Annotated in this window: 20 protein-coding genes and 2 tRNA genes; 14 read left to right on the plus strand and 8 right to left on the minus strand. The window is 64.5% G+C overall.

The genetic code is table 11. The features are described from left to right. The first annotated feature begins 104 nt into the window (after positions 1 to 104). The 5 genes from G6R19_RS03285 to G6R19_RS03305 all read left to right on the plus strand — a co-directional run bounded on the left by G6R19_RS03285 (position 105) and on the right by G6R19_RS03305 (position 5,754). The gene (locus G6R19_RS03285) at positions 105 to 1,133 is read left to right on the plus strand and encodes a S16 family serine protease (protein ID WP_163162893.1); all 1,029 of its coding nucleotides are present in this window, start codon (positions 105 to 107) and stop codon (positions 1,131 to 1,133) included. Positions 1,134 to 1,283: 150 nt separating this feature from the next. Then, positions 1,284 to 4,259, plus strand: a complete 2,976-nt coding sequence (locus G6R19_RS03290; protein WP_205484243.1) for a UPF0182 family protein — start codon at positions 1,284 to 1,286, stop codon at positions 4,257 to 4,259. A gap of 133 nt (positions 4,260 to 4,392) precedes the next feature. Beyond that, positions 4,393 to 4,466, plus strand: a tRNA-Met gene (locus G6R19_RS03295). Positions 4,467 to 4,605: 139 nt separating this feature from the next. Next, positions 4,606 to 4,682 (plus strand) — tRNA-Met (locus G6R19_RS03300). Between the two features lie 139 nt (positions 4,683 to 4,821). After that, positions 4,822 to 5,754, plus strand: a complete 933-nt coding sequence (locus G6R19_RS03305) for a cytochrome b/b6 domain-containing protein (protein WP_163162245.1) — start codon at positions 4,822 to 4,824, stop codon at positions 5,752 to 5,754. A 44-nt stretch (positions 5,755 to 5,798) separates the two neighbouring features. On the opposite strand, the gene G6R19_RS03310 is transcribed toward G6R19_RS03305, so the two are convergent. The 3 genes from G6R19_RS03310 to G6R19_RS03320 all read right to left on the minus strand — a co-directional run bounded on the left by G6R19_RS03310 (position 5,799) and on the right by G6R19_RS03320 (position 10,284). Continuing rightward, complete coding sequence (locus G6R19_RS03310) at positions 5,799 to 7,229, minus strand: deoxyribodipyrimidine photo-lyase (protein ID WP_163162247.1); 1,431 nt, start codon at positions 7,227 to 7,229, stop codon at positions 5,799 to 5,801. A 95-nt stretch (positions 7,230 to 7,324) separates the two neighbouring features. After that, positions 7,325 to 8,119, minus strand: coding sequence for a PspA/IM30 family protein (locus tag G6R19_RS03315; RefSeq protein WP_163162249.1), 795 nt, complete (start codon positions 8,117 to 8,119; stop codon positions 7,325 to 7,327). 122 nt (positions 8,120 to 8,241) lie between these two features. Next, positions 8,242 to 10,284, minus strand: coding sequence for a TPM domain-containing protein (locus G6R19_RS03320; protein ID WP_163162251.1), 2,043 nt, complete (start codon positions 10,282 to 10,284; stop codon positions 8,242 to 8,244). A 286-nt stretch (positions 10,285 to 10,570) separates the two neighbouring features. On the opposite strand from G6R19_RS03320, the gene G6R19_RS03325 reads away from it, so the two are divergent. The 4 genes from G6R19_RS03325 (at position 10,571) to G6R19_RS03340 (ending at position 15,050) form a co-directional block, all read left to right on the plus strand. After that, positions 10,571 to 12,223 (plus strand): trypsin-like peptidase domain-containing protein, encoded by a 1,653-nt coding sequence (locus tag G6R19_RS03325; protein ID WP_163162253.1) that lies wholly within the window; start codon positions 10,571 to 10,573, stop codon positions 12,221 to 12,223. A 275-nt stretch (positions 12,224 to 12,498) separates the two neighbouring features. After that, the gene (locus G6R19_RS03330; protein WP_163162895.1) at positions 12,499 to 13,299 is read left to right on the plus strand and encodes an electron transfer flavoprotein subunit beta/FixA family protein; all 801 of its coding nucleotides are present in this window, start codon (positions 12,499 to 12,501) and stop codon (positions 13,297 to 13,299) included. A gap of 14 nt (positions 13,300 to 13,313) precedes the next feature. Next, complete coding sequence (locus G6R19_RS03335) at positions 13,314 to 14,267, plus strand: electron transfer flavoprotein subunit alpha/FixB family protein (RefSeq protein ID WP_163162255.1); 954 nt, start codon at positions 13,314 to 13,316, stop codon at positions 14,265 to 14,267. Between the two features lie 3 nt (positions 14,268 to 14,270). Then, entirely contained in the window at positions 14,271 to 15,050 is a 780-nt protein-coding gene (locus G6R19_RS03340; protein WP_163162257.1) for a PIG-L deacetylase family protein, read from the plus strand. 90 nt (positions 15,051 to 15,140) lie between these two features. On the opposite strand, the gene G6R19_RS03345 is transcribed toward G6R19_RS03340, so the two are convergent. The 4 genes from G6R19_RS03345 to G6R19_RS03360 all read right to left on the minus strand — a co-directional run bounded on the left by G6R19_RS03345 (position 15,141) and on the right by G6R19_RS03360 (position 18,314). Then, the gene (locus tag G6R19_RS03345; protein ID WP_163162259.1) at positions 15,141 to 16,028 is read right to left on the minus strand and encodes an anti-sigma factor; all 888 of its coding nucleotides are present in this window, start codon (positions 16,026 to 16,028) and stop codon (positions 15,141 to 15,143) included. A gap of 1 nt (position 16,029) precedes the next feature. After that, a complete protein-coding gene (sigK, locus tag G6R19_RS03350; RefSeq protein WP_163162261.1) occupies positions 16,030 to 16,638 on the minus strand; it encodes an ECF RNA polymerase sigma factor SigK in 609 nt (202 codons plus the stop codon). Between the two features lie 241 nt (positions 16,639 to 16,879). After that, the gene (locus G6R19_RS03355; RefSeq protein WP_163162896.1) at positions 16,880 to 17,347 is read right to left on the minus strand and encodes a tRNA (cytidine(34)-2'-O)-methyltransferase; all 468 of its coding nucleotides are present in this window, start codon (positions 17,345 to 17,347) and stop codon (positions 16,880 to 16,882) included. A gap of 22 nt (positions 17,348 to 17,369) precedes the next feature. Next, positions 17,370 to 18,314 carry a J domain-containing protein gene (locus tag G6R19_RS03360; protein ID WP_163162263.1) on the minus strand — a complete coding sequence of 315 codons (945 nt, stop codon included), beginning with the start codon at positions 18,312 to 18,314 and terminating at the stop codon, positions 17,370 to 17,372. A 255-nt stretch (positions 18,315 to 18,569) separates the two neighbouring features. On the opposite strand from G6R19_RS03360, the gene G6R19_RS03365 reads away from it, so the two are divergent. After that, positions 18,570 to 19,217, plus strand: coding sequence for a hypothetical protein (locus tag G6R19_RS03365; RefSeq protein ID WP_240341741.1), 648 nt, complete (start codon positions 18,570 to 18,572; stop codon positions 19,215 to 19,217). On the opposite strand, the gene G6R19_RS03370 is transcribed toward G6R19_RS03365, so the two are convergent. After that, the gene (locus G6R19_RS03370) at positions 19,214 to 19,636 is read right to left on the minus strand and encodes a hypothetical protein (RefSeq protein ID WP_163162267.1); all 423 of its coding nucleotides are present in this window, start codon (positions 19,634 to 19,636) and stop codon (positions 19,214 to 19,216) included. The two genes, G6R19_RS03365 and G6R19_RS03370, sit on opposite strands and share 4 nt — an antisense overlap. Before the next feature lie 87 nt (positions 19,637 to 19,723). Here G6R19_RS03370 and G6R19_RS03375 point away from each other — a divergent pair, with 87 nt between their 5' ends. The 4 genes from G6R19_RS03375 (at position 19,724) to G6R19_RS03390 (ending at position 24,820) form a co-directional block, all read left to right on the plus strand. Further along, positions 19,724 to 20,389, plus strand: coding sequence for a helix-turn-helix domain-containing protein (locus G6R19_RS03375; protein WP_163162269.1), 666 nt, complete (start codon positions 19,724 to 19,726; stop codon positions 20,387 to 20,389). 55 nt (positions 20,390 to 20,444) lie between these two features. Further along, positions 20,445 to 21,674 (plus strand): cysteine desulfurase family protein, encoded by a 1,230-nt coding sequence (locus G6R19_RS03380; RefSeq protein ID WP_163162271.1) that lies wholly within the window; start codon positions 20,445 to 20,447, stop codon positions 21,672 to 21,674. A 143-nt stretch (positions 21,675 to 21,817) separates the two neighbouring features. Continuing rightward, a complete protein-coding gene (mnmA, locus tag G6R19_RS03385) occupies positions 21,818 to 22,948 on the plus strand; it encodes a tRNA 2-thiouridine(34) synthase MnmA (RefSeq protein WP_163162273.1) in 1,131 nt (376 codons plus the stop codon). Positions 22,949 to 23,188: 240 nt separating this feature from the next. After that, the gene (locus G6R19_RS03390) at positions 23,189 to 24,820 is read left to right on the plus strand and encodes an ABC transporter substrate-binding protein (RefSeq protein ID WP_163162275.1); all 1,632 of its coding nucleotides are present in this window, start codon (positions 23,189 to 23,191) and stop codon (positions 24,818 to 24,820) included. The last annotated feature ends 58 nt before the right edge of the window (positions 24,821 to 24,878 follow it).

Consider the following 24,878-nt stretch of genomic DNA (forward strand, 5'->3'; position numbering starts at 1 on the left):
GCCCTGAAGCCGGCGCGCCAACAGGTGCCGCAGGCTCTTTGCCAACGGCCGGCACCGCCCTGTTCCCCGGTGGCCCGCCGCGCCGGGACAGGAAAGTCTCGGCCATGATGATGGCCGGAATAACGGCCCTGGGACTCGGAATCGCGGTGGGCACCCTGCCGGTCCCCTACGTCGTCGAAACACCCGGCCCCACCTACAACACGCTGGGCCAGAGCCAGGGAAGCCCGGTCATCAAAGTCACCGGCCGGGAAACCTATCCGGCCGCGGGCCACCTCGACCTGACCACCGTCTACGTGAGCGGCGGCCCGAACAGCCCGGTGAGCGTCCTGGGCGCTTTCTCCGCCTGGCTCGACCCATCAAAGGCCGTGTACCCCGAGGAATTGATCTACCCCACCGGCACAACCAAGGAGGAGGCCGCAGAACAGAGCTCAGTGGCCATGACCACGTCCCAGGAGAATGCTGTGGCCTCGGCCCTCAACGAGCTGGATATTCCCTTTGGGCAGCAGCTTCAGGCAGCAGACCTCTCCGGGGATTCTGCCGCCGCCGGAAAAATCGAGCCGGGGGATGTCCTCAAGACGATCAACGGCAAGGAGATTACCTCCCTGGCCGTCATCCAGGAGGAACTGGCAGCAGGCAAGGGCGCGGCTGCCACGGTGATGGTGGAACGCGAGGGCCAACAGGTCACGCAGGTCATCACCCCTAAAGACAACGGTGCGGGACGCTTCATCCTGGGTGTCATGCTCAAGTACCTGTTCACGTTCCCCTTCGACGTGGAGATTTCGCTCGAAAAAGTCGGGGGGCCCAGCGCGGGACTGATGTTCTCGCTCGGCATTATCGACACAGTCACTCCGGGGGACCTCACCGGAGGAAAACACGTGGCCGGCACCGGAACCATAACCCCGGACGGTCTGGTGGGGCCCATAGGCGGCATCGGGCAGAAGATGCAGGGTGCAAGGTCCGGGGGAGCCACGCTCTTCCTCGCTCCCGCTGCCAACTGCGGGGAAGTGGTGGGCAATATTCCCGACGGTCTCCAAGTGGTCAAGGTCGAGAACCTCGCGGAGGCCCGCCGCGCCGTCGAGCTTGCCGGTTCCGGCGGGGACACATCCGGCCTGCCGGCGTGCACAAGCAACTAGACTGGGCAGGAACTAAGCATTACTGCCACTCGTGGCAATTAAGACGGACGAAACCAGCGTTTGACCGGTAAGTACGTCGCTCGCACGCACGCTTCGAATATTCTGACGACCAGCTATGAGGTACCGAGTTTGTCCCGTCCCGCCAGCACCATGTCCACAGGTAAACCCCCTTCAAGACGCGGCGCGCTGACGCCCACCCTGATCGTTGTTGCCCTGGTAGTTGTGGGCTTCATTTTCTTCGCCAACGTCTGGACCGATGTCCTCTGGTACCGGCAGCTCGGCTTCATCGAAGTGTTCATCACCGAGAACCTGGCGCGGATCGGGATCTTCGCTGCCGGGTTCGCCATCATGTTCCTTGCGGTCTTCTACGCTATCCGAATCGCCTACCAGTCCCGGCCGGTCTACGCCCCGGACTCGGAAATCCGCGACAACCTCAACCGCTACCAGGCACAGCTGGAACCTGTCCGCCGGGTGGTTATGGTGGGCCTGCCGGTCCTCTTCGGCCTCTTCGCCGGAAGCGCCGCATCCAGCCAGTGGCAGAAGGTCCTTCTTTTCTTCAACCAGGAACCCTTCGGAAAAACAGATCCCGAGTTCAATCTGGACATCAGCTTCTACCTGATGACGCTGCCGTTCCTCGGCTTCGTGACCGGGTTCCTGATCAGCGTGGTGGTCATTGCCGGTATCGCAGGCATCCTGACCCATTACCTCTACGGAAGTATCCGGCTGATGGAACGGGGCGTCTTCACCAGCCGTGCAGCCCAGATCCACATCGCCGTGACGGGTGCCGCCTTCCTGGTCCTCCTGGGCATCAACTTCTGGCTGGACCGCTATTCGGCCGTCCAGAGCAACAGCGGACGCTGGGCCGGCGCCCTGTACACGGACGTGAACGCCGTCATTCCCACCAAGTCCATCCTGGCCGTGGCCGCAGCACTCGTCGCCATCCTGTTCATCGTGGCCGCCGTTATCGGCCGCTGGCGCCTCCCTGTGATCGGCACGGCGATGCTCGTCATCACGTCCATCCTGGCCGGCGGTGTTTACCCCTGGGTGATCCAGCAGTTCCAGGTACGCCCCTCGGAAGAGACGCTGGAGAAGGAGTTCATCCAGCGCAACATCGATAACACGCGTGCCGCCTACGGACTGGATGCCATCCAGGTGGACCGTTACGACGCCACCAACACCGCCAGCACCGGCGCGCTGGCGCCGGATGCCCAGACCACGGCAAACATCAGGCTGCTGGACCCGAACCTGATCTCGGATGCGTTCTCGCAGCTTGAACAGTACCGCCCGTACTACCGGTTCCCGGAGTCCCTCAACGTTGACCGCTATGAAGTGGACGGCCAGATCCAGGACACCGTCATCGCTGTCCGCGAGCTGAACCCCACCAACGTGCAGACAAACCAGCAGGGCTGGCTCAACCAGCACGTTGTGTACACCCACGGCTACGGCGTGGTGGCAGCCAAGGGCAACAAGTTCACCGTTGACGGCAAGCCGGAGTTCCTGCAGTCAGGCATTCCGTCCACGGGTGTGCTGGGGGATGACTCCAGCTATGAGCCGCGGATCTACTTTGGTGAATACTCGCCGGACTACTCAATCGTGGGCGCACCGGACGGCGCGCCTGCCCGCGAGCAGGACAGGCCGTCAGGCGAGGGGGAGACCCAGTACACCTTCGAAGGCAACGGCGGACCCAACGTCGGCACCTTCTTCAACAGGGTGCTGTACTCCATCAAGTTCCAGTCATCGGACCTGCTGCTCTCGGACGGCGTCAACCCGGAATCGCAGATCCTGTACGAACGCAATCCCCGTGAGCGCGTAGAGAAGGTGGCCCCCTACCTAACCGTGGACGGCAATGCCTACCCCGCGGTAGTTGACGGCCGGGTGAAGTGGATCGTGGACGGCTACACCACCAGCCAGTACTACCCGTACTCCCAGCAGGAGCAGCTCTCGGACGCCACGGCCGATTCCCAGACCACTTCCGGCCGTGCAGTCGCCCTGCCCAACAGCACCGTCAACTACATCCGGAACTCTGTGAAGGCCACGGTCGATGCCTACGACGGCTCGGTCACCCTGTACGCCTGGGACGACCAGGACCCGCTGCTGAAGTCCTGGCAGAAAGTGTTCCCCACGTCGCTGAAGCCCTTTTCGGAAATGTCCGGCGATGTCATGAGCCACGTCCGGTACCCCGAGGACCTCTTTAAGGTCCAGCGCCAGCTGCTGGGCGAGTACCACGTGACGGACCCGTCCAGCTTCTACCAGACGAAGGACGCCTGGAGTGTGCCGAACGACCCCACGGTTGATTCGACGAACGACGTCAAGCAGCCGCCGTTCTACATGTCGCTGCAGATGCCGGACCAGGATAAGCCTGCCTTCCAGCTGACGTCATCGTTTATTCCGCAGATCGTCAATGGGAACGCGCGTAACGTCCTCTATGGCTTCCTGGCCGCCGACTCCGACGCCGGGAACCAGGCGGGTGTGAAGGCGGAGAGCTACGGCAAGCTGCGGCTGCTGCAGATTCCACCGGAGATCCAGGTCCCCGGTCCGGGTCAGGCCCAGAACAAGTTCAACTCGGATCCCACGGTTTCGCAGGCCCTTAACCTGCTCCGCCAGGGTGCCTCTGACGTCCTGAACGGCAACCTGCTCACGCTCCCGGTAGGCGGAGGCATCCTCTACGTCCAGCCGGTGTACCTCAAGTCGACCGGTGAGACGTCCTACCCCACGCTGCAGCGCGTCCTGGTGGCCTTCGGCGACAAGGTTGGGTTCGCCCCAACCCTTGACGAAGCCCTTAAGCAGCTTTTCGGCGGCGACTCGGGGGCCGCTGCGGGCGACTCCGGCAACAACGGCAAGACGCCCACAGACCCTGCTGCGCCGGCCGCTCCGGGCGGAGCGGATGCCAAGGCTGAACTGCGGGCGGCCCTGGATGAGGCAAACGCCGCCATCCAGGCGGGACAGGCGGCACTGGCCGCCGGTGACTTCGCAGCCTACGGTGAGGCGCAGAAGCGTATCTCGGCGGCCCTCCAGCGGGCCCTGGATGCGGAGAACAAGATCCCCGTTGCCATTCCCGAGGCAACTCCGGCTCCGGCCTCTACGGCGACAACTGAGGCCACGCCTTCGCCGTCGCCCAGTAGCTGATCATCCAACAGCTGATCACGACGGCGGCACCCGGCACCCGTTCCATCTGGAGCGGGTGCCGGACCGGCGAGACGGAGATCACGCCTTCCCGATTTGGCCTGCTGTTCACCGGCCGGTAAAGTAGTTCTTGCGACGCGGGGTGGAGCAGTTCGGTAGCTCGCTGGGCTCATAACCCAGAGGTCACAGGTTCAAATCCTGTCCCCGCAACTGACGGAAGTCCCGGACACTGGAAACAGTGTCCGGGACTTTTTGCTTTAAGCCTTAAGCCCGGGTTTCGGGACGGAAAGGGCACTGAAGAGGTCGTGTAAAAACCCGCCGCCGAAATAGGGTAGTGTTGATTCTGCGACGCGGGGTGGAGCAGTTCGGTAGCTCGCTGGGCTCATAACCCAGAGGTCACAGGTTCAAATCCTGTCCCCGCAACCATGAGAAGGCCCCGACCGGCAGACAAGCCGGGCGGGGCCTTCTTTTTTCCTTGAATGCCGGTAGTTCCTAGTATTCTCTTTCGCAGAGCCTCACAGATTGTGAGCACTTCGCCAGTCATTCTCGAGAGGAATGTTGCTCGATGTCCACACCCACGAAGAAGCCCGGCACTGCCGCGGGCAAGCGGTCCCGACGCTATTGGGGTTTGCCCGCGGTCCTTGCGGCGCTGGTCCTCGTGGTGTTGATCGCCAAGTGGCTGATGGGTTTGCCCGCCCTCGCCTCCTTCGTGGCGGACTATCCGGGGCATTCGGAGCTGCCGGCTGGGGCGCCTGTGGGTTTCCCTGCCTGGCTCGCCTGGCAACACTTCCTGAACGCTTTCTTCCTCCTGTTGATCATCCGGACTGGATGGCAGGTGCGGACTACCACGCGCCCCAGCGGGCACTGGACCCGCAACAACAAGGGCATGATCAAGACGAAGAACCCGCCCACCAAGATCAGCCTTGAGCTCTGGTTCCACCTCACGCTGGACGCCTTGTGGATCCTCAACGGCCTGGTCTTCGCGGTCCTGCTGTTTGCCACCGGGCAGTGGATGCGGATTGTGCCCACCAGCTGGGACGTCTTCCCCAATGCGTTGTCCGCCGCCCTTCAGTACGCCTCCCTGAACTGGCCCACCGAGAACGGCTGGGTGAACTACAACGCGCTTCAGCTGCTCTCCTACTTCGTGACGGTCTTCATCGCGGCGCCACTGGCCTTCATCACGGGTCTCCGGATGTCGTCTGCGTGGCCGAAGAAGGCCACCGGCCTCAACAAGGCCTACCCGATTGAATGGGCCCGGGCGGTCCACTTCCCGGTGATGATCTACTTTGTTGCCTTCATCGTGGTGCACGTCTTCCTGGTGCTCGCCACAGGAGCGCTGCGCAACCTCAACCACATGTACGGGGTACGGGACGACGACGGCTGGTTCGGGTTCTGGGTTTTCCTCGCCTCGGTTGTGGTCATGGTGGCGGCCTGGTTCCTGGCCCGCCCCATCTTCCTGCGGCCGATAGCGTCCCTGATGGGCAAGGTCAGCCGGTAATACGCCGCAGGGGCCAATACCCCGCAGGGCGGCCCAGCAGCCCTTTAGTCCTTGAGCCTGCTGTAGGTGTCCAAGGCCCTCTCCCGGGTCTCCGGCAACCCAACAAGCGGCGCCGGGTACCCGGGGACGTTGGCGGCTTTCCACGGCTCGTGGATGGCTTTACCGTCAAGGCCGGCAAGTTCCGGGATGTACTGGCGAAGGTAGCCGCCGGCGGAATCGAATTTCCTGCTCTGCGTTACCGGGTTGAAGATGCGGAAGTAGGGGGACGCGTCGGCTCCGGAGCCGGCCACCCATTGCCAGTTGGCGGGGTTGCTGGCGGCATCCGCGTCCACGAGGGTGTCCCAGAACCACTGCTCGCCGATGCGCCAGTCCGCCAGGAGATTCTTGACCAGGAATGAAGCGGCCGCCATCCGCACGCGGTTATGCATCCAGCCTGTCTGCCACAGCTGCCGCATCCCGGCGTCAACGAGGGGATAACCCGTGCGGCCCTGTTGCCAGGCCTGCAGCTCGCCACTGCTGAGCTGCTGCCACTCAAAGCGGTCAAACTCCGGGCGGTAGTTGCGGGTGGCGAGTTCGGGGTTGTTGTACAGAAGGTGCCAGCAGAATTCCCGCCAGCCGAGCTCTGAACGGAAAATTCCGACGTCGGCCGGTATCTTGCGCGGGAACCGTTCCCGGATCTCGCGCCACACCCTGAACGGGCTGACCTCGCCGAAGCGCAGGTGCGGGGACAGGCGGCTGGTACCTTCCACCCCCGGTACGTTGCGGCCGGTTCCGTAGTCTTCTGCCGGTCCGTCCAGAAAATCAGCCAAGCGGCGCAGGGCGCCCTTTTCGCCCGGCTCCCAGGTGTCTGCAAGGCCGCCGCTCCAGTCGGGGGACCGGGGCAGCAGGTTCCAGCTGTCCAGGTCTTCACCGGCAGGAAGTGCTCCTCCTCCTTTCAGTGCGGGGGAGGGAAGCTGGAGCGGTACCTCGTGCGGATCCCGCACTTCGCCGTGGGCAAGGCACGCACGCCAGAAGGGCGTGAACACCTTGTAGGGTCCGCCGGCGCCGGTGCGAATGGTCCAGGGCTCGAACAGGAGGTTTGCCTGGTGGCTGGATACGTGAACGCCGCTGCCATCGGCCCAGGCCTTCACCTCGGCATCGACGGTACGCTCCGGCAGCCCGTAACGCCGGTTCCAGAAGAGGTGCGTAACAGCCGTTTCGGCGGCCACTTCCTTGATCACAGCTGCCGCCGGCCCGCGACGAAGCAGGAGGCGTGAACCTTTGTTTTCCAAGGAGGCGGCCAGCGCTGCCAGGGAATGGTGAAGCCACCACCGGGTTGCTCCACCCAGCGGCCGGATCCCCGCCGACTCCTCGTCCAGAATAAAAACGACGGTCAGGGGCAGGCCCAGCGCTGCGGCCCCGGTCAACGCAGGGTTATCGTCCAGCCGGAGGTCGTCGCGCAGCCAGACGAGGGACGTTGCGTCAGAGGAAGCCATGCCACCACGCTACACACCCCCGGCATTAGGAAGGCCGGGGCATCGGCCCCGGCCTTCCTGCTGTGCTACTGGGGAGGCTGCTCCCTGCCCACTTGTCAGAGCTTGTCGTAGTCGATTTCGGTCGCGGTGGACTCGTCGGAGCTGGCAGAGCCGGCGGCGCCGATGGCAGGCTTCGAGGTGCCACCCGCCTTTAGGGCAGCCAGGCGTGCCTCAATTTCAACCTGCTCACCGAGGTCTTCAAGCTGGTTGAACTGCGCGTCAAGGCTCGACGAGGCGAGTTCCTGCTGCCCGCGGACCTTGGCTTCTTCCCGGCGGATCTTCTCTTCAAAACGGCCCACTTCACTGGTGGGGTCCATGATGTCGATGCTCTTGATGGCGTCGTGGACCTGTGCCTGGGCAGCTGCGGTCTTGGAACGGGCAACCAGTTCGTTGCGCTTGCTGGTCAGCTGGTTGAGCTTGCCCTTCATCTGGTCCAGGCCGGTCTTCAGCTTGTCCACCACTTCGCGCTGCGACATGATGCTCGGCTCCGCACCCTTGGCCTCGTTCTCAGCGGCCATTTGGCGCTGCAAGGCTACCTTGGCGAGGTTGTCGAACTTTTCGGCGTCCGACACGTTGCCGCTGGCGCGGTATTCATCAGCCTTGCGGGATGCGGCAAGGGCCTTGTTTCCCCAGTCGCGAGAGTTCTTGACGTCCTCGTTGTAGTCGTCCTCGAGCATCCGGAGGTTGCCGATGGTCTGCGCGACGGCCGACTCTGCCTCAGCGATGTTGTTGGTGTAGTCCCGGACCATCTGGTCCAGCATCTTCTGCGGATCCTCAGCGTTATCCAGCAAGGAGTTGATGTTAGCCTTTGCCAGCTGCGCGACTCGACCGAAAATGGACTGTTTAACCATGGTGTTACCTTTCGTCCTGCTCTGTGTTGACCACTGAAATCAGTGAACGTTTATGTACTGCGCTGGCGCGCTAGGCCAACAGGCTCAAGTGCCGTTCCGGGCCAGGGATGGTGGCTAACGGGTTAGAAGTCTCCACCGCCGCCGGAGTCTCCGCCCCAGCCGCCCACGTCTCCTCCGCCGCCGAAATCGCCGCCGCCCCATCCACCACCGTCGCTGTGGCCGCCGCCCCAGCCACCGCCACCGCCTCCGTTGAGGATGGAGTTAATCAGGATGCCGCCGAGGATGGCGCCTCCCAGTCCGCCGCCGCCTCCGCCGAACATGCCGCCGCGGCCGTAGCCCTGGTTGGCATAGCCGTCAAAATGGTCAACATCGGCCTGTGCCAGCTGGGCTGCCTGCGCCGCCAGTGCGTGCGCCTGCTGGGCGTAGGTAAGGGCTGTCACCGGATCAGTGCGTGCGATGGACAAGGCGTAATCCAGGTTGCGCTGCGACTCCGCCAGGCGGGTGCGTGCTTCTGTTCCCACGCCGCCGCGGCGGGCGGTGATGTAGTCGGAGGTGGCACTGATCTGGGCCTGGGCGGACATGATGGTCTGCTGAAGTGATGCCTGGGCACGGCGCGCCTGTTCCTGCTGGTCCCTGATGCCGCTGAGTGATTGGTCGAGCGACTGGTGTGCCGTTTCGACGCGCTGCAAGGTGGCGATGGGGTCAATCTTCCCGCCCTGGATCTCTGACTTGACCTGTGCCAGTGCAGCTTCAACGGCCGCCACCGGTCCGGCAAGCTCGGGATGGGCGCCGGATTGGATCATGGCCCGTGCCTGGGCAAGATCCTGGGACGTGTCAACTACCGCCGCTTCAAGTCCGCTCCTGGCCTCATCCAGGCTGGACGAAACTTTGGCGATTGCATCGATGAGGACGTTCGTCTGGTGCAGGCTCTCTTCTGCGGCGCGGACAGCAACGGCGGCCAGGCTTCCTTCGCCCTCAGCCAGCTTCTGCTCCGCAGTGGCGGAGGCGTTCTGGACGAAGGCGAGCCGTTCCTTGGCCTGCAGGATATTGTCTGAAACCTGTGCCAGTGCGCTCTCCGCGTACTTGGCCCTGAGCGCGGTGAGGGACTGCTCGGCGCTGGAGATCTTCGAATCCGCTTCACGGGCCCCGACGTTGACGGCTGCCAGTGCCCGTGGGGCGTTCTTCTCAAGTTCGCGGAGGGAATCGAAGTCTGCCTTTTGCTCCTGGAGCGAGGCGAGGGCGGCCTCCGAACGGCGGATAATTTCGCCCAGCCACGTACGCTGCTGTTCTTCGGTGTCGGGGATGTGGTCGTCCAGCTGCTGCTGCAGCTTGAACGATTCCGTCATGTGGCCTTTGGCTTCTTCCAGCGCCTTGGTGAAGTTGCCGACCGCGGAATCACCGTACTGTGCCTGGGCGAACATCAGTTCCTGCTCGCTGGACTTGATCGCGTCATCGGCCTCGATAAGGAGGGATCCGCTCTTGCGGCGCAGCTCCTCTACGCTCAGGGACACCAGTGGATCAACTTCGGCACCCTGGGGGCCGTAGCTCGCGCTGGATGCCTGGGCAGCAGCCTTCTTGCGCTTGTTACGGAAGTACAGGTAGGCACCCGCACCGCCTGCGGCAACCACGCCGGTTCCCACCAGTACGGCTGCCCCGGCACCGTCACCGGAAGGGACGTTGCCACTGCCGCCTCCGGCAGCATCGCCGATTGCCGCAGCAGCGTTAATTGCTGCCTGGGCGTAGTTGTCATTAGCCAGCTGCGGACCAATGGCCTTGCTCTTGACGTTCTCGAGTTGGGCCGCGGTGATCTTGCTGCCGCCCTTATTCAGGACGTACTGCCGGGTATCTGTGGCGACCGCGAAGATCAAGGCGTTCGGTCCGAGGCTCGCCTTTTCGGCTACGGCGTCCGTCCATGCTTCCCGATCAGCCGGGTTCTCGAACCTCTTGACCGTAACGACGTGGAGCACGGTCGCGTGGTCAGTGCCGAGCTTCTTGATGGCTTCCTGTACTTCGCCCTTTTGGGAACCCAGGACGCCGGCGGAATCGACTATCTTTGATGCCGGATCCAAGGTAACCGGATCTTCTGCCCACGCGGCCGCGGCGGGAACCGCCAGCAGGCCGGTAAGGCCGATCACGGCGAGAATACGTTTGAACTTTGACCGCATGTGCAACCCTTCAGCACGCCTGACACCGATTCGGGACGAACCGGTCGTCTCAGAATGCAGCAGCGCCCCCACGCATGTGTGTAGCCGCAGGTCGCTGTGGCAATCATCTTGATTCTATGGTGCACCCCACAGGCCGTCCATCGAGTCGAATATGCCACCAGCGAAACGCCGCGGTAAGGGCGAAAACAGTCTCCGGAGAAGTGCACAGCAAGCTCTCAGCAAACATCCGAGCTTGTTACAGGGAGGGAGTCCATAGTTAATTCAGACGAGGATGAAAGGAAGTCCCATGACTGAGAACCAAACCCCCGGTGCCGCTCCGGAGAGCCGCGGCCCGGGGCGGCAGGATTCCTGGCAGCAGCACCCAACCCAGCCGGGGAACAATCCTGGCGAGGTTCAGGATGCGGATGGCACGGCCGCCCCGCGTTCCACGGGGCATGCACCCAATGAGGCTCCCGGTCAGGGCCAGTATCAAACTGAAGAGCTGGACCAGACGAACCCGGGGGACAACCCCACCCAGGAACTTCCGGGAGCGCGGCCGGCGTACCCGCAGCGCCAGCCCTATCCGCAGCGCCAGCCGTTCTACGGGCAGGCTGCTCATAGCCAGCACCCAGGCCAGCCTGCACACACTGAACCCCACGGCTCCCAGCCCCACGACGGCTACCAGGGCCAGAGCCAGCTCAATGCCCCCGGCGGTCACCCGGGACTGGCTCCGAATCCGAAGGACGCCCCCCGCAAGAAGGCGTCATTTGGCGTCGGGACCCTGGTGGCCAGCATCCTCGCGGCCGGGCTGGTGGGCGGCGGCGTAGCGACCGTTGCGGGCGGCGAGGCTTTTGACAGCCCGGGCTCCGCTGCCATTACCAGCAGCAACAGCCAGCCTGGAACGGTCATCGTCAACAACCAGGATGCTGTAAATGCCATAACGGCTGCCGCCCTGAAGGCATCACCGAGCGTGGTGACCATCAGCGCTTCAAGCAACGGCGCCGGCGGTACAGGGTCAGGCATCGTCCTGGACGACCAGGGCCATATCCTTACCAACACGCACGTGGTCACGCTGGACGGACAGACGGCCAACGCCGCCCTCGAAGTCCGCACCAGCGATGGCAGGGTGGTTACCGCCAAGCTGGTTGGCACCGACCCGCTGTCAGACCTTGCGGTCATCAAGGTGGACAACGCCTCTGGCCTGACGCCTGCCACCCTGGGCGACTCCGGCAAGCTCAACGTCGGGGACACCGCCATTGCGATCGGCTCGCCGCTGGGCCTGACCGGAACGGTGACGGATGGCATCGTCTCCACGCTCAACAGGACCATCAGCGTCGCCTCAGCCGCAGCCCCTGAAGAGGGCGACAACGCGGAGGGCGACGACGAGGGCGGGTTCCAGTTTGCGCCTCCGGACGGCGGCCAGAGCCAGCAATCGGCGGCACAGGGCCAGATCTCCATCAACGTGATCCAGACTGACGCCGCCATCAACCCCGGCAATTCGGGTGGCGCCCTGGTGAACAGCAGCGGCGAGATCATTGGCGTCAACGTGGCCATCGCGTCGGCCGGATCCGGCTCGCTGTCCTCCTCGAGCGGCAACATCGGAGTTGGCTTCAGCATCCCCATCAACCACGCCAAGCGGGTGGCCAACGAGATCATCGAGACAGGCAAGGCCTCGCACGGACAGTTGGGTGTCAGCGTCAAGCCGAAGGGCACAAGCGCGTCCTCAGAGTTCTCTGTGGGCGCAGACGTCGCCACCGTGGAACCGGACTCGGCAGCCTCTAAGGCAGGAATCAGGGTGGGTGACGTGATCACAAGGTTTAACGACCTTGCAGTTGGTGAACCCGAGCAACTGACCGCGGCTGTCCGTGAGCAGCCCGGCGGTTCCAAAGTGAAGATCACCGTATTGCGCAACGGCCAGGAACAGACGTTCGACGTCACGCTGGGCACCGCAGCGAGCTAAGGGCCGTACGCGGCGCCAACCGCGCAGCAGCAGTACGACGGCGGCGTCCCCACCATTGGGAGGGGGCGTCGCCGTCGTTGTTTTCCGCCCCGTGGAGGAGGGCCGGCACCGGCGTCAAGGGAGTGCTGACACAGGCGTTAACGGAAGACGGCGCACAGGTGCGCCTATATGGTTAGCTAGGAGCTACCCGTACGCCGGGCATTCCGCGGCCATGACCCTACCCGGCTGGCTGTCCACAAGCATGGAAGGCTGCTGTCGATACAGTGGAAAAGACATTGAAGATCATCGTCCTGGTCAAGCATGTACCGGACGCCCAGTTCGACCGTCACCTCAACGGGGAGGGCTACACGACGGACCGTGATGAAAGCATCCTGTCCGAGCTGGACGAATACGCACTCGAGGCGGCACTGCAGCTGGCAGAGGCGCGCGGCGGCAGCAAGGCGGGCAACCAGGTCATCGCACTGAGCATGGGCCCCGCCGGTGCGGTCAACTCGGTCAAGAAGTCCCTTCAGATGGGCGCCACGGAGGGCGTGCACCTGACGGACGATGCCCTGGCAGGCTCCGACGCGGCAGCCACGTCACTGGCACTTTCGGCAGCTGTCCGGTACCTGGGCCAGGATGCGCCCGTGGACCTGATCATTACCGGTATGGCCTCCACCGACGGCGAGACCTCCCTGGTCCCCGCGCAGCTGGCGGAACGCCTTGGCCTTCCCCAGGTCACGTTCGCTTCGTCCCTGGAGGTGGACGGCGGCCGGCTCGTGGCACGCCGCGACGCGGACACGAGCTCGGAAACCGTCGAGGCAGCCCTCCCGGCGCTGGTGTCAGTGACGGATCAGATCAACGAGCCGCGGTACCCCAACTTCAAGGGCATCATCGCCGCCAAGCGCAAGTCCATCACCACCTTGTCCCTCGCCGACATTGGAGTGGATCCCGCCCAGGTCGGTCATGCAGGTTCCTGGACCACTGTGACAAATGCCGAGGAACGGCCGCCGCGCACCGCCGGCACCATCATCACCGACGAAGGCGACGCCGGCATCAAGCTGGTTGACTTCCTGGCCGCCCAGAAGCTGCTCTAAGAGGGAACATCGACATGGCAAAAGTACTTGTTTTCATTGACAACCCCGGCAACTCGCTCAAGAAGAGCAGCCTTGAGCTGCTGACGCTGGCACGTTCCCTTGGGGAAAGCGTTGTTGCCCTGAACGGGGAACTGCACAACGACGTAGCAGCTGCTTTCGGCGAGTACGGCGTCAGCGCTGTCCTTCGCCCCTCCGCGCAGGACCTGGACGACTACCTCGTGGCACCCAAGGCGGCTTACCTTGCTGCCGCAGCGCAGAGCACCGGGGCCACCACCGTGCTGCTCGACAACTCTCCGGAGGGCAAGGAAATTGCCGCCCGCCTGGGAATCCGCCTCAACGCCGGTGTTATCACCGACGTTGTGGGCGTGGAAGCGGACGGCACGGCACACAAGTCAGTCCTCGCCGGTTCCTATAACACCGCGTGCAAAACCACCACACCCGTGTCCGTGCTGACCCTCAAGGCTAACAACGTGGTCCCGGAGCCGGCTGCCGCACCGAGCACGCCGGAAACCGTCACGGTTGACGTGCCGGTGGGCAGCACTGAAGCTGCGGCACGGATTACCGCCCGCGAGCAGAAGGTTGCCAGCGGCCGCCCGGACCTGACCGACGCCCGGATCGTGGTGGCAGGCGGACGCGGCCTCGACGGCGACTTCGGACCCGTGGAGGAACTCGCAGACGCACTGGGAGCGGCCGTGGGAGCCTCACGCGCGGCCACCGACGCCGGCTGGATCAGCCACGACGCCCAGGTGGGACAGACCGGCAAAACCGTTTCCCCGCAGCTGTACATCTCGGCAGGTATCTCCGGTGCCATCCAGCAGAAGGCCGGCATGCAGACCGCAAAGGTCATCGTCGCGGTGAACAAGGACGCCGAATCCCCAGTGTTCGAGATCGCGGACTTCGGCATTGTCGGTGACCTCTTCGATGTCCTCCCGCAGGCCACTGCAGAGATCAAGAAGCGCAAGGGCTGATTATTGACTGCCTTCACTGCACAGGCGGAGAGCCCGTTCAATCCGGCTACGGACCGGATTGGACGGGTGCTCTGTTTTGCGGCCCACCCGGACGACATTGATTTCGGTGCTGCCGGCACCATCGCGGCCTGGACGGCGGCAGGGGTGCAGGTCAGCTACTGCATCATGACCGACGGCGATGCGGGCGGCTTCGACCCGGCGCACCGTGCGGACATCATTGCCATGCGCGACGCTGAACAGCGCCGCGCTGCCGAACTGGTCGGGGTGTCCGACATCCACTACCTCCATCAGCGTGACGGTTACCTCGAACCCTCGCACGAGGTGATGCGTGGAGTGGTGAAGCTCATCCGCGAAATTCGTCCCGACGTCGTACTTGCCATGCATCCGGAACGGAACTGGCGGCGGATCCAAAAAAGCCATCCGGACCACCTCGCCGTGGGGGAGGCCGTGACACGCGCGGTTTATCCGGCGCTGGAGAATCCGTTTGCCTACCCTGAACTCGCCGAGGCAGGGCTGGAGGCGTACAAGCTTCCGTGGCTGTGGCTGTACGCGGGGCCGGACGAACGGGAAAACCACTTCGTTGATGTCACCGCGCACGTGGACGCCAAACTCGACGCCATCCATGTACACGTCAGCCAGCACCCGGACGTCGAGGCCATGGAATCAGCAGTACGCCGGGGCATGCACGCCAATGCTGCCCGTGCCGGACTTCCCGCTGGTCACAGCGCTGAAGCGTTCCATGTAGTGGCGGTCAACGGGCCCGGAACCATAGCTGGTTTCTAGGGACCTGGCGTTCCAATGCACAAAAGCGCGCCCCGCGGCTATCCTTCCGGATGCCGCTGGGCGCCTTTGTGATGCTTCGCCGGGCCGGTGCTAGGCGTCCAAGGCGGCAGCGGCGACGGTGGGCAGGGTGGGGGACTCGGACCCGCCGACCGGCTCGACGGTGATCCCGAGCGCTGCGGCAGAGGAGATGCCCTCCACTACTGCAGGCTTGGAGAGCGCTTCCGCGTCCATCAGCCCCTGTGAGACAGGTGCTGACCCGTCCTTGGGAATCAGCCACATCTGGTAGACCTTGCCCTCGGGCGGGGCAGGAACGTCTTTCATCCTGACCACTGCTGCGTCCTCGGACGAGGAAATCTGGACGGTGGCAGTACCGCCGCCCGCAACCTCCACTGAGGCCTCCCGCAGGTCGCCTGCCCGGACCACCTGGTTCAGGGGGTCGTTCTGGTCCGCAATGTAGGACCCGACGCCAACTCCGCCCAGGGCTATCGCTGCTGCCGCTGCGATTCCAGCGAGCCAGCGGCGGGCGCCGGCCGGCGGGCGTCGTTCCTCACTGCGCCGTTCCTCCCGGCGCTGCCGGGCACGGGCCAGTTCGTCATTGGAATCCTCCCCGACACCGGGGAAGGAGGCGGAGTCGGCGGAAGGAGCGACGCCGGTATCCCGGCGCGCGTCCTGGGCGGGCAATTGGGCCGGCAACTGGGCGGCGATCCGGTCGAAAAGGTCAGCCGGAGGTTCTTCCTCCGCCTTGAACGTGCGCGTCAAAGTTTCCCTGGATTGGCGGACGCGTTCGTAGAAGGAGTCCCGTTCCGCCGCCGGTGCCGTTGAAATGTACTGCTCGATGGTATGGCGTTCCTCATCCGTCACTGCATCCAGCGCGTACAGTTCGGCCAGGTCAACCGCGCGGCCGGAGGCGAGGTCAGCAGAGACGGTATCGCCGAAGGCGCCAGAGCGGCCGCCGCGTCCGTTATTCATTTCGGTCATATCAACTCACCCCCAGGCAGGTCTTCAAGCGGATTAGTCCGTCACGGATGCGGGACTTGATGGTGGGAACTGCGGCGTTCAGGCGTTCTGCGACTTCGCGGTAGGTGAGCCCGCCGTAGTAGGCGAGGCGAACCGATTCCTGTTGCGTCTCCGTCAGCGTGCCAAGACACCGGACTACGGCCTCTGCTTCGAGCCTGCTTCCCACTTCGTCAGACACACTGTCGTGGTCGATGTCCTGGGTGCTGGCACCGTAGCGGGCTTCACGGTCGGTGGCCGACTGGGCCGACCGGACCTTGTCCACAGCACGCCGGTGCGAGATGGTCATGAGCCACGCCAGCGGGCTGCCGGCGGCCGGATCGAACTTGGCCGCGTTCTGCCAGACCTGCAGGAATACCTCCTGTGTCGTGTCCTCGCTGAGCTCAGCGTCCACGAGAACCCTGCGCGCCATACCGTAGACGCGCCGGGACGTGAGTTGGTAAAACTCCGCGAATGCCGTGCGGTCGCCGTCGGCTGTCTGCTGCAGCAGGGCAACAAGTCGCTGGTTGACGTCGGCCGGCGTTTCCGCCACCGTGGCCGGAGCCTCGGAATGAGGCGCGTTGGGAGTTTCCATCACTACCAAGCATAAGTCTCCAGGAGATGAATCCTTAGCAGTGCCGCCGGGGATGCGGTGGCCTGACCTGGAACCTTCCCGGAGAAGTGTCACCTGCCGCTCCTTAATCGCTGTGCAATGTTCTCAGGAGTTATTCGGTGCAGTTGCGGAGGTGGATGGGCCGGGGCCAATATTGTTTAGCCGTGCATTCCGGCAGCATCCTGCCGGGCCGGGTGAAGCAGGCCAAAGCAGACCCGCGGCCTTAGATCCGTGCGCCGGCGAATCCCTGCTGGCGCCAGGCTTCGTAGACCGCGATGGAAGCGGCGTTGGCGAGGTTGAGCGAGCGCAGGGCGGGCAGCATGGGCAGCCGAACGGTGGCAGTGACGTGGGAATCCGTTTTCAGTTCCGGTGGCAGGCCTACGGATTCCCGGCCAAACATCAGGACATCGCCCGGCTGGTAAGCGATGTCCGCGTAGCTGGCGGTTCCGTCCGACGTAAAGGCATAAACGCGTTCCGGTTGGAGGTGCTGCCAGGCGTCATCAATGCTCCGGTGCACGGTGACGACGGCGAGGTCGTGGTAATCGAGGCCGGCCCGGCGGAGTTTCGCGTCCGAGAAGTCGAATCCCAAGGGCTCCACCAGATGCAGTTCAGCGCCGGTAATGGCTGCCAGGCGGATGGCGTTGCCGGTATTGCCGGGGATTTCGGGGGCGTGGAAGAGGATGCGGAACACCATCCCATCCTAGTCAACGCCGTCAGTGCATACCGCGCAGCAACCTGGCCAGTACAGGAACGTTGACAGTGTTGGGAGCCGGACCGGACGCGAGGAACTCCTTCAGGCCCCGGACCATGCCCGCGGCATTCACAATCCGGACGGTCTCCAGCGCGCCGGCCGAACGGCGGTGCTGGTCGATCACCGGCTCGTGCAGATTCCCGCCCGGGCTGTGCACCACCGTCCAGCCGGTGACGTTCAGTTCCGGAAAAATGTCCTGCATGGCACGGACTATGTGCGCCAGCTGCGGTGGGGCAACAGAGCGTCCGCCGTGGTTCAGGGTCCTGCCGTCCCACGCATAGGCACCCTTGGGCAAAAGCATGGAGCCGATCAGCGCCAGCCGGTAGCCGGAGAGCACGGCGTGGTCGATGTGGCTGTTGTCCGCCGGAGACTGGAGCCCGTTGATGAGCCGCGCCGCCGGGATGGCGGGGAGTACCTGGCGGGTCAGGAGCTGGACGGTGCGCATCTCGCGCTGGATCCGCGCTTCGGCCCCGAAAATCCCGCGCTTCCGCGGCATGCCGTGAATCTGCTGACGTGCCTCAGCCAGCGGGATCAGGGGAACTATGTCACCGTCCGCTGGACCGTAGGGCGGAACGTAGACCGGAGGGTCTCCGGCAGTGTTGCGGCTGCCGCCGGTCCTGTGCACGGTGGCCGAAGCCCGGCTGCCCGCTGGCGGTGCATCAAAGTGCGGCTCCGAATCCTGGTTTTCCCCGGCGGTGCCGGCTGCGTAGGAGCGGTCGTAGGCTTTCCGGCGTTGTGGATCAATCAGGGTTTCGTAGGCGCTGGTTACCCGGCGGAAAGCGGCAGCGTCCCCGCCGTGGTCAGGGTGGGCAACGCGGGCGGCGCGCCGATAGGCCACCTTAATTTCCTTCTCGGTGGCGGTGACTGCCACACGAAGCACCTGATAATGCGAGCTGCTCTCGGTCAAGCACTCATCCTTCTGTCGGTATGGCCAGTCCGCGGGGGCAGCGCTGTCGGCCCAGCATATCGGGCCTTGCCCTGACAACGATCGTGCCGGCGTTCAGGGTTCCCGGTCGCCCGCCTGTTGCCCATTCGGACAGGCGGGGACGGCGTTTAGACTCTTGGGGATGGCGGCCGCGGGGGCCGGGCAGGAAATGTAGTGGGGTGCGAAATGCAAAAGCCGACGACGGCGGGCCGGGCCCACAGGGTTCGTGCGGGAAGAGTGCCGCTGGCCGCTGCCGTGCTCGGCGCAGCGTTGACCGGGGGCTGCAGTGTTGGCGTTCCTGACCCGGCGGTGCCGGAACCCGTGGAAAGCGTCCCGGTAGTTGCCACGCCCACCATCACTCCGGGCCATGACGCCGAGGCAGTGGCGGCGCAGGACCTGCCCTTCTCCGCCGGTGGCATCCTGGCCCCTGGAGTACCGGTGGGGATCTCGGACGGCCTGAAGGACGCGCCCGGCTGGACGATGGTGAAGGACGCTGTTGCCGGCGAAAGCCAATATCTAAAGGCGGATGGCTGCCTGGTGGCCGCAAAGGTCCGGACCAACCAATCCGTGCTGGCCAGGGGCGGGGACCACGAGTCCACTGTGGCTCTGTTCGAGTACCTGGATCCCACGATCCTGCCGGACTACCTCAAAGCCGGGACGCTGCGGTGGGGAGGGGATGGCTCCTCCCCGGACCGCACGGTTGAAGTGCTGGTCCTGGAACAGGCTGCGGCGGCCGGAGGCAGGGCTACAGCGGTGTTGGCCAGGCTTTTTGGAACTGCGGAATCATCGGTCTACGTTTCCGTGTCATGCCCGGACCCAGCATCCCTGGCCGCGGCACGCGGTGACGTGGCCAGGTTCCTGCCGGTGCTGCCGCCTTCGGCCTAGCTGCCGGAGGGCTTGTCGGTCCACCGGGACAGCCGGTTGAGGGCCAGGGCGCCGACGAGCAGCCCAAAGTCACGAAGTGCCACGTCGAAGAAGGCTCCGAGCAGCAGCAGGTTGAGGATGATTCCGCCCAGCCAGGCGGCCACGAGGAGCGAACCGAACTGCGGACGGACCGCTACGGCGATGCCGGCAAGAATTTCCACCACCCCGACGATGTACATCAGCGTTTGGGCGGGCAGTGGCACCAGGGCCGTGGCTTGCGGCGCGAGGTACATGGTCCAGTCAGCGAGGATATTCGTGAACTTATCCAGTCCGAAGACGATGGGTGCGACGGTAAAAACGGTCCGCAGCAACAGGAAGGCCTGCCGGGCGGGGGCCCTGGTCGTGGTGGCATTGGCGCGCAGTGCTGATGTGGTTTTCACAGCTGACTCCTTCTAAAAGTAGGTCCTGCTATTTTAGAATCCAGGAGGGTCTATAATCAAGACATCTTGACTTTGGATTGGTGGGCAATGAGCAGACTTCCCTGGGCGGGCCGGATGGCGGCCCTCGCCTCCCTTGGTGATGAAAAGCGCCGCCAGCTTTTTGAGCTCGTTGCGGCTTCCCCGGGGGCCGTAGGCCGGGACGAGGTGGCTGGTGCCACCGGAATTCCCCGCAGCACGGTCTCCTTTCACCTGGACCGGCTGGTCCAGGACGGCCTGCTGGCGGTTGAGTTCCACAAGCCGCCGGGGAAGTCGGGACCGGGCTCGGGCCGCCCGGCCAAAATGTACCGGCCGGTTGCAGGTGAAATCGGGGCATCAGTGCCGGACCGGAACTACGACCTCGCCGGCGAACTGATGGCAGCAGCGATCGAGCGGTCCACCACCGGAGGTGAGTCAGTCGGAGAGTCCCTGCCCGCCGAGTCATTCCGGAAGGGCTGCTCCCTGGCCGAAACGTCGGAGACCCTGGAGGACTTCCTCGTGCAGTCCGGCTACCGCCCGGAGCCGGATGGCGACGGCGGTTTCCTCCTGCCAAACTGCCCTTTCCACCGCCTTTCCGACGGGCATCCGGGGGTGGTGTGCACCATGAACGGTGCTTTCCTGAGGGGCGCCGCAAGCCGTTTCGACGCCTCCTCGGATCGCGTCGCACCTGCCGACCTGCCCGGCCACTGCTGTGCCAGGATCATGCCGCCCGCCTGATTCAGCCAAATGCTGCGCCCCGGACCTGTGGGGGCAGGGCGGCTAGAATTACAGGGTGCCCGTTTACCTCGACCATGCAGCCACCACCCCTCTTTCTCCCGAGGCGTTGGCTGCCCTGACGCGTGAACTTGCCCGCACCGGAAATCCGTCCTCCCTTCACGGCTCCGGCCGCAGGGCACGCCGCACCGTGGAAGATGCACGGGAAGCCCTCGCCGCAGCGGCAGGCGCCCATCCCTCCGAGGTGATCTTCACGTCCGGCGGCACCGAATCGGACAACCTTGCCGTCAAGGGCCTGTACTGGTCCCGGCTCGGCGAAAACCCCGCGCGGCGGCGCATCCTGTGCTCCGCCGTCGAGCACCATGCAGTCATGGACACGGTGGAGTGGCTGGAGCGGCACGAGGGCGCCGAGGTCACCTGGCTTCCGGTGGACGGCGACGGGTTGGTGGACCTGGCGTTCCTGGAGGCTGAGCTTTCCCGTGACCCGGACACAATCGCCCTGGTGACCGTGATGTGGGCGAACAATGAGGTAGGTACCATCCAGCCCGTCGAGCGCGTGGTGGAACTGGCGCATGCGGTGGGTGTTCCCGTCCACTCCGATGCGGTCCAGGCGTTCGGATCGCTGCAGGTTGATTTCAAGGCATCAGGCCTGGATGCCATGTCCGTCTCCGGGCACAAGATTGGCGGACCTGTAGGGGTGGGCGCCCTGCTGCTGGGAAGGTCAGTGAAACTCACCCCGGTCCAGCACGGCGGAGGCCAGGAGCGGGACGTCCGCTCGGGCACCCTGGACACCGCCTCGATCGCAGCCTTCGCCGCAGCGGCCGAAACCGCCGTCGCAAACCTCGGCACTGAATCGGAGCGCATCACCGCACTCCGCGATCGTCTCATCGACGGCGTCCGCGGGCAGGTTCCGGAAGCAGTCCTGCGCGGTGCACCCGCCGGCGGCAGGCTCCCCGGCAACGCCCACTTCACCTTTCCCGGCTGCGAAGGGGACTCCCTGCTGTTCCTCCTGGACCTGGCCGGAGTGGAATCGTCCACCGGGTCAGCCTGCACCGCGGGCGTGCCGCGGCCCTCGCACGTGCTGCTCGCGATGGGACTGGACGAGGAAACAGCGCGCGGCGCGCAGCGCTTCACCTTGGGGCACTCCTCGAAGGCAGAGGACGTCGATGCGCTGCTGGCAGCCCTTCCCAATGCCTGCGCGCGGGCGCGGCAGGCCGGAATGGCCGGCCACGAGTCCTCCATCCAGACGGCCGGTACGGTTGCCCGGCAGGGTTCCGGCGCTCGCTGACGGTGCATTTGCCAGAGGCCTTAGAATAGATAGGCCAAGATCGTTTCCCGGAACCCTGCCTGCGTTTTCGGCAGCACGTCCAGCCAGCACCGTCCGGCACCACACGGCCAAGAGCCGGAAACACCCCCCAACAGAAAGCCAGTATGCGAGTCCTAGCAGCCATGAGCGGCGGAGTTGATTCCGCCGTCGCCGCCGCCCGCGCCGTCGAGGCGGGGCACGACGTCGTCGGGGTCCACCTGGCGCTCTCCCGCATGCCCGGCACACTGCGGACCGGAAGCCGCGGCTGCTGCACCATCGAGGACTCCCGGGACGCCTGGCGCGCCTGCGACGTCCTGGGCATTCCCTACTACGTGTGGGACTTCTCCGAACGCTTCAAGGAGGACGTTGTCCAGGACTTCATCGACGAATACGCCGCAGGCCGCACCCCCAACCCGTGCATGCGCTGCAATGAGCGGATCAAGTTCGCTGCGCTGCTGGAAAAGGCGATCGCCCTGGGGTTCGATGCCGTCTGCACCGGACACTATGCCAAGGTCATCGAGGACGCCGACGGCAACCGCGAACTGCACCGCGCCGCTGACTGGGCAAAGGACCAGAGCTACGTCCTGGGCGTCCTGACGCACGAGCAGCTCAAGCACTCCATGTTCCCGCTGGCCGACACGCCCTCCAAGGCTGAAGTGCGTGCGGAAGCTGAACGCCGCGGACTCTCCGTGGCCAACAAGCCCGACAGCCACGACATCTGCTTCATCCCCGACGGCGACACCGCCGGCTGGCTCGCCGAAAAGATCGATATGACCACCGGCGACATCGTGGACGAAACCGGCACCAAAGTGGGGGAGCACCCCGGCGCCAACGCCTTCACAGTGGGCCAGCGCCGCGGCCTGAAACTGGGCACACCCGCCGCCGACGGCAAGCCCCGGTTTGTCCTTGAGATCCGGCCCAAGGAAAACAAGGTGGTGGTGGGCCCCGAAGCCCTGCTGGCCATTGACGAAATCAGGGGCATCAAGGTGTCCTGGGCCGGCCTGCCCATTACGGAAGTGGAAACGGGCCAGGACTTCGACTGCTACGCCCAGGTCCGGGCGCACGGCGACCCCGTCCCTGCGACGGCCCGGATGGAAGCTCACCAAGAGGGTGCCGGCGCTCAACTGGTAGTTCGGCTGACCACGCCGCTGCGCGGCGTCGCGCCCGGGCAGACGGTGGTCCTTTACCAGGGCAGCCGGGTACTGGGCCAGGCCACCATCGACGCCGCACGCTCACTCCAGCGCGCTGCCCTCTAGAACCATCACTTTCCATACGCCGTCCCGGGGTCAGCCCGGGGCGGCGTTCTTCGTTGTGCCGTCTGCAAACGAGAGCACCGCATCATTCAGGTAAATTTTGTGTCTCAACTCACAAAATCGCCCGTGTTGGGGGTTGACTCTCTGATTGAATCTACGCATCAGCACAGCGCGCTCCTGCCCATGCAAAGGCATCCTGCAGCGACCGGCGGGGCGCGTACTCATCGAACAGAAAGTTCACAGATGACGAAGAGCATCAAGGCACTGCACGGCGCGATCGCGCTGGCAGGCATTTCCGCACTCGCATTGACTGCCTGCACGGGCCCCTCAGGCGGCGGCGGAACCTCCACCGGTGATGCCGGCGGCGGGGCAATCACCTACGGAACCACTGACAAAGTCGTCACGCTGGATCCCGCCGGCTCCTACGATGGCGGCTCGTTTATGGTGATGAACCAGATCTATCCCTTCCTGCTCAACTACAAGCCCGGCACCGCGGATGCAACCCCGGACATCGCTGAGTCGGCTTCCTTCACCAGCCCCACCGAATTCACGGTGAAGCTTAAACCGGACCTGAAGTTCGCCAACGGCCACACCCTTGACTCCTCCGACGTCGTTTTCTCGTTCAACCGCGTGAAGGCCATTGACGATCCCAACGGCCCGGCTTCGCTCCTGGCCAATATGGAGAAAATTGAAGCGACGGACCCCAACACTGTGGTGTTCACCCTCGTTGCCGGGAACGACCAGGTGTTTCCTGGCGTCCTCGCCTCCAACCCGGGACCCATTGTGGACGAGGAAGTCTTCCCCGCGGACAAGATCATGGACGATGACGCCATCATCGCCGCGAAGCCCTTTGCCGGCCAGTACACGATTGAAAGCTACAAGAAGAACGAGCTGGTCAGCTTCAAGCCCAACCCGGACTACCAGGGGATGCTGGGCGCAGCGGCCAACGACGGCGCCACGCTCAAGCACTACGCGGACCCGAACAACCTGAAACTCGACGTCCAGCAGGGCAACATCGATGTCGCAGGCCGCATCCTCACGGCAACCGACGTGGCCGACCTGGAAAAGGACTCCAAGGTCAAGGTCCACAAGGGCCCCGGCGGGGAACTGCGCTACATGGTCTTCAACTTCGACACCATGCCGTTCGGCGCGAAGACTCCCGAGGCCGATCCCGCGAAGTCGCTGGCCGTGCGCCAGGCCATCGCGCACCTCGTTGACCGCGACGTCATCGCCTCCCAGGTCTTCAAAAACACCTACACTCCCGTCTATTCCTACGTCCCCAAGGAATTCGAGGGAGCCGCGGAGCCGCTGAAGAGCCTTTACGGTGACGGCAGCGGAAAGCCCAGCCTGGACAAGGCAAAGAAGGTCCTGGCCGACGCCGGCATCACCTCCCCGGTCGACCTCAAGCTGCAGTACACCGACCGGTACGGCACGTCTGCCGCAGATGAGTACGCCCTCGTGAAGGAACAGCTGGAGAAGTCCGGCCTCTTTACCGTGGACCTCAAGTCCACGGAGTGGACCACCTACACCAAGGAGCGCCGCGCGGATGCCTACCCGGTGTACCAGCTTGGCTGGTTCCCGGACTACTCGGACGCGGACAACTACCTGACCCCCTTCTTCATCCCCGGCAACTTCCTCGGCAACCACTACGAGAACGCTGCCGTAACGGACATCGTCAAGAAGCAGCTGGTAACCACGGACAAGGCGGAGCGGAGCGAACTGCTCGGCCAGGCCCAGGAAGCAATCGCCAAGGATCTCTCCACGCTGCCGCTGCTGCAGGGTGCCCAGGTGATGGTGGCCGGAACGGATGTCCAGGGAGTCGAAAAGACCCTGGACGCCTCGTTCAAGACCCGTCTTGGCGTGATGTCCAAGTAGGTCCATCGACCATCCGGTTCTGACCGCACACGGGGCGGGACGTGATGCGCCTTCAGCC

Origin of the sequence: Arthrobacter sp. Alg241-R88 (assembly GCF_900537115.1) — a bacterium.
Lineage (GTDB): Bacteria > Actinomycetota > Actinomycetes > Actinomycetales > Micrococcaceae > Arthrobacter.